General features: G+C 58.7%; 15 protein-coding genes and 1 pseudogene. 5 read left to right on the forward strand and 11 right to left on the reverse strand.

The genetic code is table 11. From position 1 onward, the window contains the following. Positions 1 to 75 precede the first annotated feature (75 nt). Positions 76 to 1,030: pseudogene (locus QCL65_RS12305) on the forward strand (cupin domain-containing protein). A 13-nt stretch (positions 1,031 to 1,043) separates the two neighbouring features. On the opposite strand, the gene QCL65_RS12310 reads toward QCL65_RS12305, so the two are convergent. The 3 genes from QCL65_RS12310 to QCL65_RS12320 form a co-directional block, all read right to left on the reverse strand. Then, positions 1,044 to 1,517, reverse strand: coding sequence for a DUF1348 family protein (locus QCL65_RS12310; protein WP_407316545.1), 474 nt, complete (start codon positions 1,515 to 1,517; stop codon positions 1,044 to 1,046). Positions 1,518 to 1,901: 384 nt separating this feature from the next. After that, positions 1,902 to 2,900, reverse strand: a complete 999-nt coding sequence (locus QCL65_RS12315; RefSeq protein ID WP_407316547.1) for an NADP-dependent oxidoreductase — start codon at positions 2,898 to 2,900, stop codon at positions 1,902 to 1,904. A 34-nt stretch (positions 2,901 to 2,934) separates the two neighbouring features. Continuing rightward, positions 2,935 to 3,723, reverse strand: a complete 789-nt coding sequence (locus QCL65_RS12320) for an SDR family NAD(P)-dependent oxidoreductase (RefSeq protein WP_407316549.1) — start codon at positions 3,721 to 3,723, stop codon at positions 2,935 to 2,937. A gap of 145 nt (positions 3,724 to 3,868) precedes the next feature. On the opposite strand from QCL65_RS12320, the gene QCL65_RS12325 reads away from it, so the two are divergent. Continuing rightward, a complete protein-coding gene (locus QCL65_RS12325) occupies positions 3,869 to 4,444 on the forward strand; it encodes a TetR/AcrR family transcriptional regulator (RefSeq protein WP_407316551.1) in 576 nt (191 codons plus the stop codon). Position 4,445: 1 nt separating this feature from the next. Here QCL65_RS12325 and hutG read toward each other — a convergent pair whose 3' ends face one another. The 8 genes from hutG to QCL65_RS12365 form a co-directional block, all read right to left on the reverse strand. Then, the gene (gene hutG / locus QCL65_RS12330; RefSeq protein ID WP_407316553.1) at positions 4,446 to 5,249 is read right to left on the reverse strand and encodes an N-formylglutamate deformylase; all 804 of its coding nucleotides are present in this window, start codon (positions 5,247 to 5,249) and stop codon (positions 4,446 to 4,448) included. A 10-nt stretch (positions 5,250 to 5,259) separates the two neighbouring features. Beyond that, positions 5,260 to 6,465, reverse strand: a complete 1,206-nt coding sequence (hutI, locus tag QCL65_RS12335; RefSeq protein ID WP_407316555.1) for an imidazolonepropionase — start codon at positions 6,463 to 6,465, stop codon at positions 5,260 to 5,262. A 13-nt stretch (positions 6,466 to 6,478) separates the two neighbouring features. Continuing rightward, positions 6,479 to 8,002 carry a histidine ammonia-lyase gene (gene hutH, locus QCL65_RS12340; protein ID WP_407316557.1) on the reverse strand — a complete coding sequence of 508 codons (1,524 nt, stop codon included), beginning with the start codon at positions 8,000 to 8,002 and terminating at the stop codon, positions 6,479 to 6,481. 63 nt (positions 8,003 to 8,065) lie between these two features. After that, positions 8,066 to 8,890, reverse strand: coding sequence for a glycine betaine/L-proline ABC transporter ATP-binding protein (locus QCL65_RS12345; protein WP_407316559.1), 825 nt, complete (start codon positions 8,888 to 8,890; stop codon positions 8,066 to 8,068). After that, positions 8,887 to 9,738, reverse strand: coding sequence for an ABC transporter permease (locus tag QCL65_RS12350; protein ID WP_407316561.1), 852 nt, complete (start codon positions 9,736 to 9,738; stop codon positions 8,887 to 8,889). The genes QCL65_RS12345 and QCL65_RS12350 overlap by 4 nt, the downstream gene beginning before the upstream one ends. Before the next feature lie 69 nt (positions 9,739 to 9,807). Further along, complete coding sequence (locus QCL65_RS12355) at positions 9,808 to 10,773, reverse strand: ABC transporter substrate-binding protein (RefSeq protein WP_407316563.1); 966 nt, start codon at positions 10,771 to 10,773, stop codon at positions 9,808 to 9,810. A gap of 163 nt (positions 10,774 to 10,936) precedes the next feature. After that, positions 10,937 to 12,604 (reverse strand): urocanate hydratase, encoded by a 1,668-nt coding sequence (gene hutU / locus QCL65_RS12360; RefSeq protein ID WP_407316565.1) that lies wholly within the window; start codon positions 12,602 to 12,604, stop codon positions 10,937 to 10,939. Positions 12,605 to 12,939: 335 nt separating this feature from the next. Continuing rightward, entirely contained in the window at positions 12,940 to 13,500 is a 561-nt protein-coding gene (locus QCL65_RS12365) for a HutD family protein (RefSeq protein ID WP_407316567.1), read from the reverse strand. A gap of 147 nt (positions 13,501 to 13,647) precedes the next feature. On the opposite strand from QCL65_RS12365, the gene QCL65_RS12370 reads away from it, so the two are divergent. The 3 genes from QCL65_RS12370 to QCL65_RS12380 all read left to right on the forward strand — a co-directional run bounded on the left by QCL65_RS12370 (position 13,648) and on the right by QCL65_RS12380 (position 18,940). Then, positions 13,648 to 15,015 carry a formimidoylglutamate deiminase gene (locus QCL65_RS12370; RefSeq protein WP_407316569.1) on the forward strand — a complete coding sequence of 456 codons (1,368 nt, stop codon included), beginning with the start codon at positions 13,648 to 13,650 and terminating at the stop codon, positions 15,013 to 15,015. Between the two features lie 150 nt (positions 15,016 to 15,165). Next, positions 15,166 to 15,987 (forward strand): phosphate/phosphite/phosphonate ABC transporter substrate-binding protein, encoded by an 822-nt coding sequence (locus tag QCL65_RS12375; RefSeq protein ID WP_407316820.1) that lies wholly within the window; start codon positions 15,166 to 15,168, stop codon positions 15,985 to 15,987. Between the two features lie 31 nt (positions 15,988 to 16,018). Beyond that, positions 16,019 to 18,940, forward strand: coding sequence for a putative bifunctional diguanylate cyclase/phosphodiesterase (locus QCL65_RS12380; protein WP_407316571.1), 2,922 nt, complete (start codon positions 16,019 to 16,021; stop codon positions 18,938 to 18,940). Positions 18,941 to 19,056: the final 116 nt, after the last annotated feature.

Raw genomic sequence — 19,056 nt, forward strand, 5'->3', positions numbered from 1 at the left:
AGGTAGCCGCCGCAGGACGGTCTATGATCTAGGGTCTTCACTTATTGATTATTAGTCCTGATATGCGTGTCTGTTATGCAAACGCCTTCCAATGAACTGATGAGCGAACTGCTGCTTGGCATGCGTCTTTTCGGTGTGCAGTTCCGCCGAATCGAAATGTGCCCGGCGCAAGGGGTGGGTTTCAGTAACGAGGTGGGGCGGGCTCAGTTTCATTTCATCGGCCGAGGCCCGGTCTGGCTGCAGGGCCCAGGTGCAGAGCGGTATCGGCTCGACAGCGGGGATGCCGTGCTGATCCCCCATGGCGGCCCCCATGGGCTATTGCCCGCTGCAGACGCCCGTTTGGCCGATGTGCAGCCGCTTGAATTGGGCACGCACGCGGAGTTGATCAGCGCGTCTGAGCCACGCTCGCATCAGGGGGCGGTGGTGTTTAGTTGTTGCATGGCTTTGGAGCTGGGCGGCATGCAGCCGTTGGTCCGGGAGATGCCGGCGGTGCTGCAGGTGAGCACGCTGCTGGACACTTCACCCGAAATCCGCCCCATGCTCAACGCCATGGAGCGCGAAGCGCTGGCGCTACAGGCGGGGCACATGAGCATTCTGGCCCGCTTGGCCGAAGTGGTGGCAGCGCTCATCGTGCGGGCTTGGGTAAGCCAACGGCTGCGGTGGCGCTACCGGCTGGTTGGGCGCGTTACAGGACCCGCGACTGAGTAGCGCTCTGGTTATGATGCACAAGCACCCGGGCCGGCCGTGGACCGTGGCGACGCTGGCCCGTGAGGCGGGGCAATCGCGCTCGGTGTTCGCCCAGCGTTTTCTTCAGGCCACCGGAGTCACGCCGTTGCGCTACCTTACGGAGCTAAGAATGCGCCTGGCGTTGCTCAGCCTGAAACGCGGGCAGCAAGGGCTGGACAGCGTTGCCGGCCAACTGGGTTATGGCTCGTTGGCCGCCTTTAGCCGCGCGTTCAAGCGTTCGCTGGGCGTATCGCCCGGTGCCGTGCGTAGCAGCCATAACCAAGCTGACCCGCCCACCCCATGACCCGGCCCGGCAGCTACAGCCCCAGTTCACTCAAACCGGGGTGGTCATCCGGGCGACGCCCCAGTGGCCAGTGGTACTTGCGCTCGGACTCGGCGATGGGCAAATCATTGATGCAAGCAAAGCGCCGCTGCATTAGCCCGTTGGGGGCGAATTCCCAGTTCTCGTTACCGTACGAGCGGAACCAGTTGCCCGAGTCGTCGTGCCATTCATAGGCGTAACGCACGGCGATGCGGTGGTCGGTAAAGGCCCATAGTTCTTTGATCAGCCGGTAGTCCAACTCCTTGTGCCACTTTCGCTGGAGAAAGGCTTGAGCCTCGGCGCGACCGTTGATGAACTCACTACGGTTGCGCCAATAGGTGTCCTCGGTATACGCCAAGGCGACTTTAGCCGCGTCCCGGGAGTTCCAGCCATCCTCGGCGGCGCGGACTTTCTGTATGGCGCTGTCCAGGGTAAAAGGCGGCAGCGGCGGGCGTTGGGCTTCAATCATGGTGATGTCCTCGAGACAAGCGTGGCTTATTGGGGTGGCCCCCATCTGTCAGCCATTGGCTGCCGGCAACGATTGCATACCCACCGGTGTTCAGCCAAGGTTTACTGCGGGAAGGGCTTATGATTTTCATGTTAGGACGCCCGGCGCCATACCTGAAACCGGCCGCGTGGCGGCCTCTCGGGGCCAAGGCCCCTCCTACAAATGTTCGTACCCCTACCGTTGTAGGATGGGGGCTTGCCCCCGATCTTTTGCCCCTGCAGACCGATAACGCTCGGCCACCCCGTCCTACAATCATTGACACATTTGCATATCAGATAGGTCGCTGATCGTAGGAGGGGGCTCGCCGCCGATCTTTAAGCTGAAGACATAGGTTCTGCAGCCAGGCTACAAGACCTTAACAATCACCTTGCCCTGGGTTCTCCCACGTTCGACATAGCTCAATGCCTCGGCTGTGGACTCGAAGGGGAAGGTCCGGTCAATCACTGGTGTGATCTTCCCAGACTCGACCAAGGCGGTTATTTCGCCGAGTTGAGCACCGCTGTGGCGCATAAAGACAAACGAATAGCGGATATTTTTCTTCTTAGCTTTGCGGCGGATGCCGCCGCTCAATGTCGCCATGATCCAGCGCAACACCCAGGATAGGTTTTGCGCTTGCGCGAATTGAGGCGTTGGCGGCCCTGAGATGGAGATAAGCTGGCCGCCGGGTTTGAGAATACCCAGCGATTTTTCCAGTGCATCTGATTTCAGGCTGTTCAAGACAATATCGTAGTCGCGCAGAACCTGTGCAAAGTCCTGTTGGGTGTAGTCGATCACCACATCGGCCCCCAATGCCTTGACCCACCCCACATTGCCCGTGCTGGTGGTGGTGGCGACGAAAGCGCCCAGGTGCTTGGCGAGTTGTATGGCAATACTGCCGACGCCTCCGGAACCGGCCTGAATAAAGACCTTCTGCCCCGGTCTCAGTTGGGCGGTTTCAACCAGCACCTGCCAGGCCGTTAGCGCGACCAGGGGCAGGGCGGCGGCGGCCTCCATGCTGAGGTTTCTAGGCTTCAGCGCGAGCGCGTCCTCGTGCACGGCAATCTGCTCGGCGAAAGTGCCGATATGCGTCTGTGGGGCACGCGCGTAGACCTCATCGCCCGGCTTGAAACGCCGTACGGCAGCCCCCACGCGAACGACCACGCCCGCCAAGTCATTGCCCAATGTCAACGGCAACGCATACGGCAAGATCATTTTGAACTCACCTGCTCGAATCTTCGCGTCGAGCAGGTTAACGCTCGCGGCGTGTACCTGAACCAATACGTCATAGTTGCCCACTTCAGGCGGGGGCATTTCGCTGAGGCGGCCATTGCGCTTACCGTATCGCTCGATCGTAAATGCCTTCATCGGTGTTCAACTTTTATCGTTGCCAAGGGCCGGTTTACGCTTTCACCTGATAACGCTCGGCGACGTCGGCCTGGCGGATATCCGCCAGCAAGCCTTGACGTGCCGCCTGCAACCCATCCCAGCGCTCGGCCACGTGCAGTGCGGGGATGGTCACCGCCTCGCGACGATCGAAACCGAGCAGCGCCGCGTCAACCAGATCACCGACTTCCATCACCTCGGCCAGGGTATTGATGTCGATGCCCGAACGCTCCCAGATTTCGGTGCGCGTGGCCGCTGGCAGCACGGCTTGGACGTACACGCCTTTGGGCGCCAGTTCCAGGCTCAGGCCCTGGGATAAAAACAGCACGAAGGCCTTGGTGGCGCCATACACCGTCATGCCCAATTCAGGCGCCAGGCCAACCACAGAACCTATGTTGATAATTGCGCCGTCCCCGGCCTGGGCCAGGCGTGGGGCGACGGCGCTGGCGAGCCTGACAAGGGCGGTGGTGTTGAGTGTGACCAGTTGCGCCACGCTGTCGGTGGACTGCTCGATAAAGCTGCCCGACTGCGCAGCGCCGGCGTTGTTGACGAGGATCTGGATGCTGGCGTCATCGCGCAGGCGGCGCTCTACCGCCGCCAAATCGTCGGGCTGGGTCAGGTCGGCCCGCAGCACATCGACGCTGACCTTGTATTGTTCGCTCAGCTGCGCGGCGAGGGCATCCAGCCGCTGCTTATCCCGGGCCACCAGCACCAGGTTGTGCCCACGTTGGGCAAAGCGCGCAGCATAAGTGGCACCGATGCCAGTAGAAGCGCCGGTAATCAGGACGGTAGAGGAATGGCTCATGGCTGGATGCTCTGTAGGGAAAGTAGGAAAAGGCTAAGGAATGCGCGCCAATGATGTCGATCGTAATCAAAACTGTCAACGGTTTTGATTATGATCGACATCAGAGTATAGTCAGCCCATCGATCAGGCAGGCCAAGGGGCCTTTATGAAAATCACCAAGACTCAGTCATTGGCCAATCGCGCCCATATCGTAGAGACGGCCTCGGCACTCTTTCGCGAGCGCGGCTACGACGGCGTGGGGGTGGCGGAGCTGATGGCCACGGCGGGTTTCACCCAGGGCGGTTTCTACAAGCATTTTGCGTCCAAAGCCGACCTAATGGCCGAAGCCGCACAACATAGCCTGTCGAAGTCCAGCGCTAGCGCCGCCGAGCTCGAGGTAGCCGATTTCATCAACGTCTATGTGTCCAAGCGTCACCGCGACGCCAGAGCTACAGGCTGCACTCTGGCGGCATTGTGCGGCGACGCTGCGCGCCAGCCGGAGGCGCTCAAGACCACCTTCGCCAGCGGCGTTGAAAACACCCTCGCCGCGCTGGAAAAAAACGCCCAAGCCGGGCTGCAAACGCCTGCGCCAAATGCGCGGGAGCAGATGATCGAGCTACTGGCGCAGGCGGTGGGGGCGCTGATGTTGTCCCGGGCGTGTGCGGATGATTCGGCCTTGGCCGATGAAATACTTGAAGTCTGCCGTGGCGGGTTGTTGCGCAGGCAGCATGAGCAACACTGATTCAGCCTCGAGCGTGTTTCTCACCCCAGGCCAGTAACTCCGTCAGCAGTTGCTTCAACACCACCCGGGTGGGCTCGGCGAGGTCCGCGCGATAGCGGAATGGCTCGAACTCCTCCATGTAGGTGCTTTGGCACAACTCCAACTGTACGGCATGGATATCCTGGGCCGGGTTGCCATAGTGCCGGGTGATGTAGCCACCCTTGAAGCGCCCATTGAGCACATGGGTGTACTGCGGATGGGCCGCGCAAATGGCTTGCAACTCAGTGGCCAAGGCTGGGGCGCAGCTGGCGCCATTGAACGTGCCGAGGTTGAAGTCCGCTAGCTTACCTTCGAACAAGTGGGGGATGACCGAGCGGATCGAATGCGCATCGAACAGCAGCGCGTAGCCGAACTCGGCCTTGAGCCGCGCCAGTTTTTCTTGCAAGGTGCGGTGATAGGGGCCCCAGATCTTTTGCAAGTAACTGGCGCGCTCGGCCTGGCTTGGCGCCAAGCCTTCCTGGAACAACGGCACGCCGTCAAACAAGGTAGCGGGGTACAGGCCGGTGGTTGCCCCTGAGTAAAGCGGCGCGTCGTCAGCAGGCCGGTTCAGGTCGATGACGAACCGCGAGTACTGCGCCGCTAAAACGCTTATGCCCAGTTCTTCGGCAAAGTCATAGAGGGTCGGTATATGCCAATCGGTATCGGGCAGGCTGCGTGCCTCGGCGATCAAGCCAGCCTCTACCGCGGGTGTCAGGCGCACGCCGGCGTGGGGCATGCTGATCAGCAGAGGCACGCGGCCCGGTTTGAAGTTCAGAACGTTGTCCACAGCACTACCCTCAGAAGGTAACCTCAACGCCGTGACGTACGACGCGTTTCTCCAACTCGCCGCCCAGCCAATAGGCTAAGTCGGCCGGGCGATCGATCTGCCAGGCGACAAAGTCGGCGACCTTGCCTGGCTCCAACGAGCCGTGGCTGGCACCTATGCCCAATGCCGCTGCTGCGTTGTGGGTGGCGCCCGCCAGGGCCTCTTCCGGGGTCATCCGGAACAGCGTACAGGCCATGTTTAGCATGAGGCGTATCGACAACGCTGGCGAGGTGCCTGGGTTAAGGTCGCTGGCAATGGCGATCTTGACCCCGTGCTTGCGCAGGGCGTCCATTGGCGGTAACTGGGTTTCTCGCAGGCAGTAGAAGGCTCCAGGCAGCAGCACAGCGACGGTGCCGGCAGCGGCCATAGCGATAGCATCTTCCTCAGTCATGAATTCCAGGTGGTCAGCCGACAGCGCATGATAGCGCGCCGCCAAGCTGGAGCCGCGCAGCGACGACAATTGCTCGGCATGCAACTTTACCGGCAGCCCCAATTGCTGGGCCACGATGAACACGCGCTCGACCTGGTCCGGGGAAAACGCCAAGTACTCACAGAACGCGTCCACCGCGTCTACCAGCCCCTCGGCGGCCAGGGCTGGAAGCATCTCGGCACAGATATAGTCGATGTAGGCATCGGCGCGATCTTTGTATTCGGGGGGTAGGGCGTGGGCCGCCAGGCAGGTGGCATGTACGCTGAGCGGTAGCGCTTGGCCCAAGCGGCGGATCACCCGCAACAATTTGCGCTCATTGTGCAGGTCCAGACCATAGCCAGATTTGATCTCGACCGTGGTGACGCCATCGCGCATGAGATTTCGCAGGCGTTTGTATGCGCTGGCGAACAGTTCATCCTCGCTTGCCGCGCGGGTGGCGAGCACGGTACTGGCGATCCCGCCGCCATTGGCCGCAATCTCGGCATAGCTCACGCCCATTAAGCGCTGTTCGAACTCGCCGCTGCGATTGCCGCCGAACACGCTGTGGGTATGGCAGTCAATCAAGCCCGGCGTGACCCACGCGTTGTGCAAGTCATGCGCGTGGGCATACTCGGCCACCGGCACCTCGCTACGGGGGCCGACCCATTGGATCAGCCCATCGGCGGTCACCAGGGCGGCGTCCTCAATGATCGAATACTTGCCCTGCGCCATGGTCGCGATGTGGCAGTGCTGCCAAAGAACTTTCATTCAACGCCTCCAGTTAGTGCAAATCACGGAATGTTTGCTGCAGCAAGCCAGGGTCTTGGAGCAGGGCGGTGGCGGCGGCGATGTCAGGCGCCAGCCAACGATCCTGGTCATAGGCGGGCACCACCTGACGCAACAAGCGCCAGGCGCTGTGGGTACCCGCGCCAAAATGCTGCTCCGGGAAAAATTCGAACGCCTGTGCCGCCAGCAGGTATTCGATGGCGAGGATATGCGCGACATTGGCCAGCAGTGGCTGCAGCTTGAGCGCGGCATTGGTGCCCATGCTCAGGTGATCTTCTTGCAAGCCAGAGGTCACGAAGTTGTCGAGTACCGTAGGTTGCGCCAGCTGGCGGTTCTGCCCGCACAAAGAGGCGGCGACATACTGGACTATCATCATCCCCGAGTTGACCCCGGGGTTGCTCACCAAAAATGCCGGTAGGCCACTGACGTGGGGGTTAATCAGGCGATCCAAGCGACGCTCGGCGACCGAGCCTATTTCGGCCATCGCGATGGCGAGCATATCGGCCGCCAACGCTACCGACTGGCCATGGGGGTTGGCTTGGGACACCACCCGGTAATGCTCGGGCGTGCCGAGCAGCAGCGGGTTGTCGGTGGCACCGTTGAGTTCGGTCTCGATTTGCCGTGCCGCATGCTCCACCTGGTCGCGGGATGCGCCATGGACCTGCGGAATCGAGCGGATACTCAAGGCATCCTGGGTGCGGATGCCCTTACTGCTGGCGATCACTTCACTGCCGTCGAGCAGACCGCGCAGGTTGCTGGCGACCCGTTGCATACCGGGGTGGCGCTTGAGCGCGATGACTTCTGCATCGAACGCGTCGATCTGGCCCCGCAGTGCTTCGAAACTCATCGCACCGACCACATCGGCCCATTGCAGCAAGCGATAGGCATCGGCCAGGGCCAGACAGCTCAAGCCGGTCATGCAGGGCGTACCGTTGACCAGGCACAAGCCGTCTTTGGCGCCCAGCACTACCGGGCGTAAGCCCTCGGCCGCCAGGGCTTGCTGCGCGGGTACGATCTGCCCGCGGTAACTGACTGTGCCGATACCCAGCAGCGCCACGCCTACATGGGCCATATGGGTCAGGTAGCCAACCGAGCCTTGGGACGGCACCTGCGGAGTGATCTGATGGTTGAGCAGCGCCAGTAAGCCCTGGACGACCTGCGGATGTAGGCCGGACTTGCCCTGGCTGTAGTTGATGATGGCAGCGCAGATGATTGCGCGGGTCTGCTCATCGGCGAGCGCCGGGCCAACGCCGCAGGCATGGCTGAGCAGCGTGTTGCGCGACAGTTGGCCGAGTTCTTCGCCTGCCAGCGATACGTTGCACAACGCGCCCAGACCGGTGTTGACGCCATAGGCGCGCTCGCCACTGCTAACGATGCGCTTGACGATGGCATGGGCGTTGTCGATCCGCAGCCACGCCTGGTCAGACAGTTCGAGCACCGCATAGGCGCGTGCGACGGCGACCACATCCTGCCAGCGCAGCGGCGTGTCGGCGATGATGATTCTTGCAGCCTGGGACATCTCTACTCTTTCTGTTTTTTGCACAATGGACGACCCAATCAGAGGCACTTTACGTACAGACGCTCAAACCACTGCCACGCGGCGCTGAACAAACCGATTCACGTACTCATCCGCGGGCGAATGCAAGATCTCGCGCGGCGTACCGACCTGGATCAGCTTGCCGTCCTTGAGAATCGCGATCCGGTTGCCGATGCGCACCGCTTCATCCAGGTCGTGGGTGATGAACACGATGGTTTTGTGCAGGGTCTGCTGCAGCTCCAGCAGTTGATCCTGCATCTCGGCACGGATCAGTGGGTCGAGGGCGCTGAACGCTTCGTCCATCAGAATAATGTCGGTGTCGGCGGCCAACGCGCGGGCCAGGCCGACACGCTGGCGCATGCCGCCGGACAGTTGGTGCGGGTACTTGTTTTCGTAGCCCTTCAGGCCCACGGTCTCGATCCAATGCAAGGCCCGCTCGACACAGGCGTGTTTGGGCTCACCCCGCACTTTCAGGCCGTAGGCGACGTTTTCTTGCACGCTCTTGTGGGGCAACAGGCCGAAGCTCTGGAACACCATGCTGATTTTGTGTCGGCGAAATTCGCGCAGAGCGTCCTTGCCTAGTTGCAGGATGTCCTCGCCGTCCACCAAGATCGCGCCACTGGTGGGGTCGATCAGGCGATTGAAGTGGCGCACCAGGGTGGATTTGCCAGAACCCGACAAGCCCATGATTACGAAAATCTCGCCGGTGGCAATGCTCAGGGTCAAGTCATCCACGCCGACCACGCAGCCGGTTTCGGCCAGTACTTGGCCCTTGTCCTTACCCTGGCCCATCAGCGCTAATGCTTCTTTGTAGCGGCCGCCGAAAATCTTGTAGACGTTTTTTACTTCAATTTTGCTGACAGCCGTCATTTGCTCACCTCATGTCGCGCGCGGCCATAGGCCTGGGTAATGCGGTCGATCACCACGGCCAGAATCACGATGGCCAGGCCAGCTTCGAGCCCGCGACCTACGTTGAGGGTCTGAATGCCCACCAGCACGTCTTCGCCCAGGCCGCGGGCGCCGATCATCGAAGCGATCACCACCATCGACAACGCCATCATGGTGGTCTGGTTGATCCCGGCCATGATGCTAGGCAGGGCCAAGGGCAGTTGCACGCCCCACAGTTGCTGCCAACGGTTGGCGCCGAACGCGTTGACCGCCTCCATGACTTCGCCGTCAACCTGGCGAATACCCAGGTCGGTCAGGCGAATCAAAGGCGGCACAGCGTAGATCACCGTGGCGAAAATCGCCGGCACCTTGCCCAGGCCAAACAACATCAGTACCGGGATCAGGTACACAAAGCTGGGCATGGTTTGCATGATGTCCAGCAGCGGCATCAATACCGAACGCAGGCGATTGCTGCGTGCGGACAGAATGCCAAGCGGAATACCGATCAGCACTGCAATCACAGTGGCGACCATCATCAGCGCCAGCGTCTGCATCAGCTTGTCCCACAGGCCGACGGCACCCACCAGAAACAGCAGGCCGACGATAACCAGCGTGGTGAGCACCTTACGTGTGGCATGCCAGGCAATCGCGCCGACGATGGCCAGCATCAGCCACCAGGGCGCTGCGCGCAGCAGGCTTTCGAGGTTAACGATGGCCCAGAGTAGGGTTTCGGAGATATGGCGGAACACGGCACCGTAGTTGGACACCAGTGAATCCACCCAACCGTTGACCCAGTCGGCGATGGAAAAGGTAAAACTTTCAGGGAACATACAGTGCCTCGATCAAATGGATTGCAGCCCAGCTACCGGGCCTGCGCAAGGAGGCCAGGCGCACTCGAATTACAAGGCCGCTGCGATTTTCCGGGCTGCTTCGTCGCTCACCCATCCGTGCCAGACCTCGGGATGTTCCTTGAGGAACAGCTTGGCCAGTTTGGGCGACTCGATCCGCTCTTTGGCCATGCGCCCCAGGTTTTGATTCAGCAGATCAATGGGCAGGTTGACCTTTTCCAGCACGGCCACCAGTTCCGGTGCTTGTTGGTAAAACGTCTTGGAAAGGCCGACTTTGATGCTCACCTGTTTGTCTACGCCAGGCTCTTCTTCCAGCTTGACCAAGTCAGCCTGGCCCATCAGCGGCGTTGGCGACCAGTAATAGAACAAGATCGGTTCGCCGCGCTTGTAGCTCGATAGCACCGCGGCATCCAGTGCTGGGCCCGTGCCGGGGCGGAAGTTGGTGTAGGTGCTTTCCAAGCCATAACGCTTGAGCATTTCGCTGTTCTCCAGCTCACAGGTCCAGCCGGCAGGGCAGTTATAGAAGCGGCCCTTGGAAGGTTCTTCCTGGTCTTTGAAGACCGAGGCATAGTTGGCCAAGTCGGCGATCTTCTTCAGGTCCGGCGCCTTGGGCTCGAGCTTGCGCTTGGCGTCGCCTTCGATGACGTAGCGGGGCACGTACCAGCCTTCTACGGCGCCCACGATCGGCGCTCCGACACCCACCACCTTGCCCGCCTGCTCGGCCTTGTTCCAGACCTGGCTACGCCCCACCCATTCTTCGGCGAACACCTGGATATCATTGGTGCTCAAGGCATTCTCCATGGTGATGGAGTTACCCGGCAGGCTGTCGGTCTTGCAGTCGTAGCCTTTCTCCAGCACCACTTGCAAGATGTCAGTAAGTAACATGCCGCTTTCCCAATTCAGCCCAGCGAACTTGACGGGTTTACCCGATTCGCACCAACCGGCCGCCTGGGCGCTGGCCGTGGCTAACAAACCTGCGCAGAACAAAGTGCCTAACAAGGTTTTATGCATTTTCATGGTGTGACGCTCCCAATCTTGAAATGGATTACGGCAGTCAGTAGGCGTCATGCCCTATCAATGTTCCATCAGGCTTGTGAGCTTGGCGCACTCGCTGCGCTCGTTGCCTTCGGTGCCGCGTACTGCTCTACCGGCAGGATTAGGCGTTCGGCAATTGGCACTCCTACACCATCGGCAGGTTGAGGCCCTGTTCCCTGGCGCAGTCGATGGCGATCTGGTAACCGGCATCGGCATGGCGCATCACGCCGGTGGCCGGGTCGTTGTGTAATACGCGGGCGATCCGCTCGGCGGCTTCGTCGGTGCCATCACACACAATCACCATCCCTGAATGCTGCGAAAAGCCCATGCCCACGCCGCCGCCGTGGTGCAGCGACACCCAGGTCGCGCCGCTTGCGGTGTTGAGTAGGGCATTGAGCAGCGGCCAGTCGGACACAGCGTCGGAACCGTCCTGCATCGACTCGGTTTCACGATTCGGGCTGGCGACGGAACCGGAGTCGAGGTGGTCGCGGCCGATCACTACAGGGGCGGACAGCTCGCCGCTGCGCACCATTTCATTGAAGGCCAGACCCAGTTTGGCGCGCTGGCCCAAGCCGACCCAGCAGATACGCGCTGGCAGCCCCTGGAAGCTGATGCGCTCGCGAGCCATGTCCAGCCAGTTATGCAGGTGGGCATCGTCGGGAATCAGGGCTTTGACTTTAGCGTCGGTCTTGTAGATGTCCTCTGGGTCGCCAGACAATGCAACCCAGCGGAATGGGCCGATGCCACGGCAAAACAGCGGGCGGATGTAGGCCGGGACGAAACCTGGGAAATCAAAGGCGTTGGTCACGCCTTCTTCTTGGGCCATCTGGCGGATGTTGTTGCCGTAGTCGAAGGTCGGAATACCTTGGTTCTGGAAGGCCAACATGGCTTTGACGTGTTCGGCCATGGACTGTTTCGCCGCCTTGATGACCGCGGCGGGTTCGACCTTGGCGCGGGCGCGGTATTGATCCCAGGTCCAACCGGCGGGCAGGTAGCCGTTGAGCGGGTCGTGGGCGCTGGTCTGGTCGGTGACCATGTCCGGACGAACCCCGCGTTTGACCAGCTCGGGTAAAATCTCGGCGGCGTTGCCCAGCAGGGCAATCGAGATCGCCTTGCCTGCTTTGGTGTATCGATCGATGCGAGCCAGGGCGTCGTCAAGGTCGCTAGCCTGTTCGTCGACGTAGCGGCTGGCCAGGCGGAAATCGATGCTGACCTGCTGGCATTCGATGTTCAGCGAGCAAGCACCGGCCAACGTTGCGGCCAGTGGTTGCGCACCGCCCATGCCGCCCAAACCCGCAGTCAGTACCCAGCGGCCTTTGAGGTCGGCGTTGTAATGCTGACGACCGGCCTCGACGAAGGTTTCGTAGGTGCCCTGGACGATCCCCTGGCTGCCGATGTAGATCCAGCTGCCGGCGGTCATCTGGCCATACATGGCTAAACCTTTGGCATCCAGCTCGTTGAAGTGCTCCCAGCTGGCCCAATGGGGTACCAGATTAGAGTTGGCAATCAACACGCGCGGGGCATTGCGGTGAGTCTTGAACACCCCGACCGGCTTACCGGATTGCACCAGCAGCGTTTCATCGTCATTAAGATGGGTCAGGCTTTCAACGATCTGGTCGTAACATTCCCAGTTGCGCGCCGCACGGCCAATGCCGCCGTAGACCACCAGTTCCTTCGGATTTTCGGCCACCAGTGGATCAAGGTTGTTCATCAGCATGCGCAGTGGCGCTTCGGTCAACCAACTCTTGGCCGTCAGCACATTGCCACGGGCGGCACGAATTTCGACGTCACGGTGTTTCGTAGGCTTGGTCACAGCAGGAACTCCTGGGTTCGATGCGCAAACGGTATTCGTGTGGGGTATTGCAGATGGCTCATATACACACACATCTACTTGTACATACAAGTGCATGCAATTGAACTGCCAAATCCCGCAAAAGGTGTTTTTATTTGCCTCGCAGAGCGCAAAAGCCCCGGAAACTGGGCTTCAGAGGCTAGGTAGGTGATCCTGGGGGAGGGGGCTGATTTTTTTGCGAGTGGTTACGGCGGTGCACCCTAATGGGGCTATCGGAAACAAATCAGTGCGAAATGAGCGCGGCGCAAAGAAGGATTGGGGGAGATGGCTGAGGGTTATGACCAACTCCCGCTGCGTTAACCGCGTTGGGTCAGTTCGATCAAGCAACAAGGCCCGACGACTGAGATATCCAGCAGGTCGGTGTTGGCGTCGATCTGCCAGCAATCGTGACGCCCCAGCCGTTGATCCTGCACCTGCACCTGATCACCCACGCTGAATACCAGTACCGTTTGCGCCGAGCTGAAAAAACGCTGGGGCCCATCCACCCACTGCAACCGCGCGTGGAAGCGCTCAGGCGAATAAATCAGGTTGAAGTCGCTGATAGGGCCATTCAGCAAGCGGCATTCAACCAGGCTGTCACCCTTGAATGCGAACGGTTGTAACGCTAACAACTCAGGTTGAGCCACGCCGTCTATGTTCAACAGCATGCCTGCGCCGGTGATGACGGTAATGACGCGCTGATAACCGGAAAATCTGGAAAACTCCCCCGACTCGCCGATGCTGGCAACCGACACTCGCCAGCCAAACCCTTCCAGATCAATGCCCGCATCACGGGCGATCTCCTGGGTGGTACCGCCGCCATTTTTCCACGGCATAGCGATGTAATCGGCGGCGCGTCTTAAGGTTAATGTGCTCATGGGGGGGCAAAGTCCTTATTAAGCGTTCTGAAATTTTGGGGGGGTTAACCGCGCGCTAGAGAGGAGCATAGACCGCCGCAGTTTACCGAGCAGTCAAACAGCTGTATATGTATATACATCCTCAGTTTGCCACCGGAGCTTTTCTTCATGCCTGCTTTTTTTGCCGAGCGCGCGTTGCTGCCCACTGGGTGGGCTAACGATGTACGACTTGAAATTGGCGCCGACGGCCTGCTAACCCAGGTCGCGGCCAATGCCTGTGCGGACGGCGCCGAGTTGCTCAGAGGCCCGCTGATGCCGGGCATGCCGAACCTGCACTCCCACGCATTCCAGCGGGCGATGGCCGGTTTGGCGGAAATGGCCGGAAATTCGGACGATAGCTTCTGGACCTGGCGCGACCTGATGTACCGCATGGTCGGCCAGATCAGCCCGGATCAGTTACAGATTATCGCCCGCCAGCTGTACATCGAAATGCTCAAGGCCGGCTACACCTCAGTGGCCGAGTTCCACTACGTACACCACGACATCAGCGGCCAGGCGTACGCCGACCCGGCTGAACTTTCGCGTCAGATCAGCCAGGCCGCAGCCAGTAGCGGTATTGGCCTGACACTGGTGCCGGTGTTGTATAGCCACTCCGGGTTCGGCGGCCTGGCACCCCACGACGGCCAGCGGCGGTTTATCAATAGCACCCAGGGCTACCTGGAGCTACAGGCGCGCCTGCAACCGATTCTTGCCGCGCAGCCGGCGCAACAATTAGGCTTGTGTTTCCACTCACTGCGAGCTGTAACGCCCGGACAAATCAATGAAGTTCTGGCGGCTAGCGACAAGACATGCCCGGTGCATATTCACATTGCCGAACAGCAAAAAGAGGTGGACGACTGCCTGGCCTGGAGCGGTAAGCGGCCCTTGCAATGGCTCTACGACAACGTCGAGGTCGACGCGCGCTGGTGCCTGGTGCACGCCACCCATGCCAACCCCGACGAAGTCTCGCGTATGGCGCAAAGCCGCGCCATCGCCGGCCTGTGCCTGACCACCGAAGCCAATTTGGGCGATGGAATCTTCCCGGCGGTCGACTTCCTGGCCCAGGGTGGGCGCATCGGTATTGGTTCTGACAGCCATGTGTCATTGAGCGTCGTAGAAGAATTACGTTGGCTCGAATACGGCCAGCGCTTGCGCGACCAGCGCCGCAATCGCTTGTATCGCCGTGATCAGCCGGTCGTCGGTCGCACGCTATACGACGCCGCGCTGGACGGTGGCACGCAGGCACTGGGCCAACCGATCGGTCGCCTAGAGGTTGGCAAACGCGCGGATTGGATTGTGCTGGATGGTAACGATCCGTACCTGGCAACGGCGGCAGCGGAGCAGATTCTCAATCGCTGGCTATTCGCGGGCAGTGATCGGCAGCTACGCGATGTCATGGTCAATGGCCAGTGGGTCGTGCGCGACGGTCGGCATGCCGACGAAGAGCAAAGCGGTCGCGCGTTTGCCCAAGTGCTGAGGACGCTGCTGGGTGCGTGACGGTATAGCCGCTGCGCAAGCTTAAGGTTTTGCTGGCTCGGCCGATGGAGAGTGTGAGCGCAAACCTTAATGGGCTCTGATGCCTCTTGGGTAGGCGATAATATAATCTGGAGCTGACAAGTGAAACGATACTGGCACTGCAAAACCATTCTGATTCTGCTCTGTTTTGCATTGTCAAATTTGGCGTTCGCTGAAACACAGAAAGTCTATAATTTTTCGCCCGTCAATCAATACAATCTTAGTCTTTCTGCAGGCTTTTGGAACCCCATCATAAAGTATGTGTCCGAGAAAAGCGGTGTCAGCCTCACACTAAAACTCGGGCGTACTTCGGCGGACACTACAAGTTATGTGCTCGCGCAAGAAGTCGACTTTGCCTTTACGAATCACCTCTTCAGCCCCGAACGTGACAAGATGGGCTGGAAGGTATTCGGTCGGCGCGACGCGCCGCCCATCGAGGGGCAAATCATAGTGCCTGCCAACTCGCCCATCCAAACGCTTGCCGACCTCGAAGGTAAAGAACTGGTGTATGCCGGGCCGGAAGCCTTTATTGCTTATAAAGTGCCGAGCTCGGAATTGGTCAAAAGAAAGATTTCTACGTCTACTGTTTTTGCCGGCAACATGGACGGCGCTTTCAGCCAGTTGCTCAGTGGTAAAGCTCAGGCGATGGGGGTTAATTCACAGTTGCTCGCGGGTTACATGGCGAGGGAAGGGAAGTCGTTCCGCGTGCTGTGGAGCTCACCCTCATTCAATGATTTAGCGCTCATGGTGTCTCCACGCGTGTCTGCGGCAGAACTTAAAGCCGTCGCCCAGGCATTCTTCGACATGCACAATGATGCAGACGGCAGCAGAGTCCTTCGTGAAGTCACCGAGTTAGTTCAGGCCGAGGCCCCCGTGACCTTCATACCTGCGACGGAAGCCGACTACACGGCTTACCGTGATTTTTATAATAGCTTGCCCGCCAATAATAAGTAAATTACTTTAACATTAGCTGGGAAGGCTATGAATGAATATATTTAAAAGCCTGTTGCCTAAATCCTTGACATCGCGAATACTCGCGATGTTGTCTATTTTGACCGTGTCCTTTGTCATGACGGGGCTGGGACTGTTTTATAAAAACCAGCTGCTTCAACATATTGAAGAAATACAAGACTCCGCCAGCATGTTAATCGAGGTTGCCGCTCAGGCGGTGGAGGAAAGTGTCGTCATCGGCGACTACGATACGATAAAAAGAACGTTAGAAAAGACCCTGGCACGATCGCCTTTCAAGTCAGCCGTTTTTATTGATTTGTCCGGGGGCGTGATTCGCTTACAGGCATCGAATGCCCCTATGGGGGATGTGCCTGACTGGATAGGGGCCGAAGTCGCTTCGCGATTGTTTGATGTGAATCGTCCAATCACCGTCGGCGGCAAAGATTATGGCGTGATGCGCTTGTCCTTCAACGCCGAAAAAATCGCTAGCGAACTTTACAATTTAGTCCTGCAAGCCACGCTGTTTGCGGTGTGTTTTTTACTGGTCAGCCTTATTTTGATGGGGTTTATGATCAAGCGCTCGCTCGCGCATTTGGGCAAGCTTTCCTCTTATGAAGCGCAAATTGCCTCGGGCGCGGTGGCAGCAGAAGCGATATTGGTAGGCGATGCCCCCATGGAGATCCAGGAGGCTATTAAAGCGGTCAACCGAACGGCGGCGAGCATGCGCAGCCACTTTGGCCAGCGTATCGAATCGCTGATGAACACCTTGGTGCAACATAAAAATGCCATGGATGAGGTGTCTATCGTCTGCGAGATTTCGGCCTCCGGTCATATCCATTATGTGAATGATAGGTTTGTAAGAAGCTCACAACATTCCCGCGCTGAGCTCTTGCAAATGACCATCGACCAAGTCTGGACAACCCTGTCTGCAGACCTCCAACCGTGGCAATGGGCGCCCACCCACGAGATATGGAATGGTGAGGTCAAGCTGTTGAGCCGCACTGGCGCTGCACGATGGCATCGACGCACGATCATCCCCATTCTCGATGACGTCGGCAGGGTCGGAAAATATATTTGTATCGATATCGATATCACCGATCGTAAAGAGTTCGAGGTGGCAATTCTGGATAACGCCCGAAGGCAAAATCTGATTGCTGCATTCGGCCAGCAGGCCTTGATAGAAGAAAACGTCAAAGCGCTGGGAGAATTGGCGGCGCTGACCGCGTCGCAAGGGTTGGGTCTGCAGAGGGTGGCGTTGTTAGTCGTTAACCGCTTGACCCGCGCAGTGATCGTTGACGCTAACGTTGGTTTTGCCAACATTGATATGTATAACGAGGCGCGCAAAACCGGGCTGTTCACCGACATCGATTTGGATGATAGCGTTGTCGCGCGCTTTCCTACTGAGGGTCACGTGCCCAAGCTGCTCCCTGATAATGTGATGGAGGCTTGCGGTATTACTAATAGCATCGAGGTGTATGTTGCTGACAGCGAAGTGTTTGTGGGTGTATTGGGGGCCTATAGCACAACGGATCACCCGTTTACCCGCGAAGATGTTAGCTACATCCAAACCTTGGGTAACCTATTCGCCGCCGCGCTTGAAAGGGATGGTGCAAAAAATAGGCTGACCTACCTGGCCGAAAACGACTCGCTGACCAATCTACCCAATCGCTGGTTTCTCAACAATTATCTGCATGCAGCCATTGCTCGAAAACTCCCATTGCCCGCCGCAATAAGCGTCATGTTCATCGATCTTGACCGGTTTAAAACGGTCAATGACACCCTGGGGCACTCGGTCGGGGATGAGCTATTGGTCCAGGCGAGTCGACGTTTAGAAGATTGCATCGATGACCATAGTATGGTCGCGCGGCTGGGCGGCGATGAGTTTTCGATTGTGGTCAATCACCCTTGTTACTCACAACAGGCCATGGAAAATCTGGCGGCGAACGTAGTGAGCGCTTTAGAAAAACCGTTTGTGCTTCGCGGTCAGGAGATATTCGTTTCAGCCAGTGTAGGCATCGCCAGTTACCCCCATGATGGCGATGACGTAGGGGTTATTCTGAAAAATTCTGATACCGCTATGTACAGCGCTAAAAAGAGCGGCCGCAATAATTACAAGTTTTACCAGGCCGAGATGAATCAGAGCGCCATCAAGCGCTTGCGAACTGAAACGCTGCTGCGCGGCGCCCTCGACCGCGACGAGTTCATTCTGCATTTTCAGCCAAAGTTAAGCCTGACCAATGGTCGCATCAGCGGTTTGGAGGCCCTATTGCGCTGGAGCCACCCAGAGCATGGCCTGGTTTCTCCCGCTGAGTTTATTCCTATGTTGGAAGACACCGGGTTGATCATCCCTGTCGGCGAATGGGTGATTCGCAAAGTCTGTGAAACCCTCAAGGGCTGGAAGAAGGACAACATCAGATTGGTGCCTATTGCGATCAACCTGTCCGCCAGGCAGCTTCAGGTCAAAGACTTGGCCTCTACCATCAGGATGATCTTCGAAGAATACGCGATCGACCCTGCGCTTCTGGAATTCGAACTGACCGAGTCCGTTCTGATGATTGACCCCGCAGCAGCGGTGGAAATACTCCGGGATATAAAATCTTATGGTATCAGCCTGTCAGTTGATGACTTCGGCACGGGGTATTCGAGCTTGTCGTATTTGACGCGTTTTCCCCTGGATACGCTCAAAATTGATAGAAGCTTCATTAAGGACGTGATCAACAATCACGAAGACGCTGCAATCACCCGGGCGGTCATCGCATTGGCTCACGAGCTGGATCTCAACGTGATCGCCGAAGGCGTCGAGACCGTGGAGCAGCTCAACCTGCTTATCAAGAACGGCTGCGATCAAATACAGGGTTATCTGTTCAGCAAACCGGTGCCCCGGGATGAGTGCGCCGCCATGATTCAATCGGGGCGTGGTTTAGAGCTAAGAGCTGTTGAAAATTGTCTTGGTTGAAGGGCGGGTCTGTAGGGCTGTCCAAGCTTCCCAAGCGCAATACACGCGCCCGTCGACTCCATGCGAGCCATTAGGCATGGCTCGCTTGTACAGGCCCCACGGCTGCGAACGAGACC

The sequence above is a fragment of the Pseudomonas sp. nanlin1 genome, from assembly GCF_045571515.1.
In the GTDB taxonomy this organism is placed as follows: domain Bacteria; phylum Pseudomonadota; class Gammaproteobacteria; order Pseudomonadales; family Pseudomonadaceae; genus Aquipseudomonas.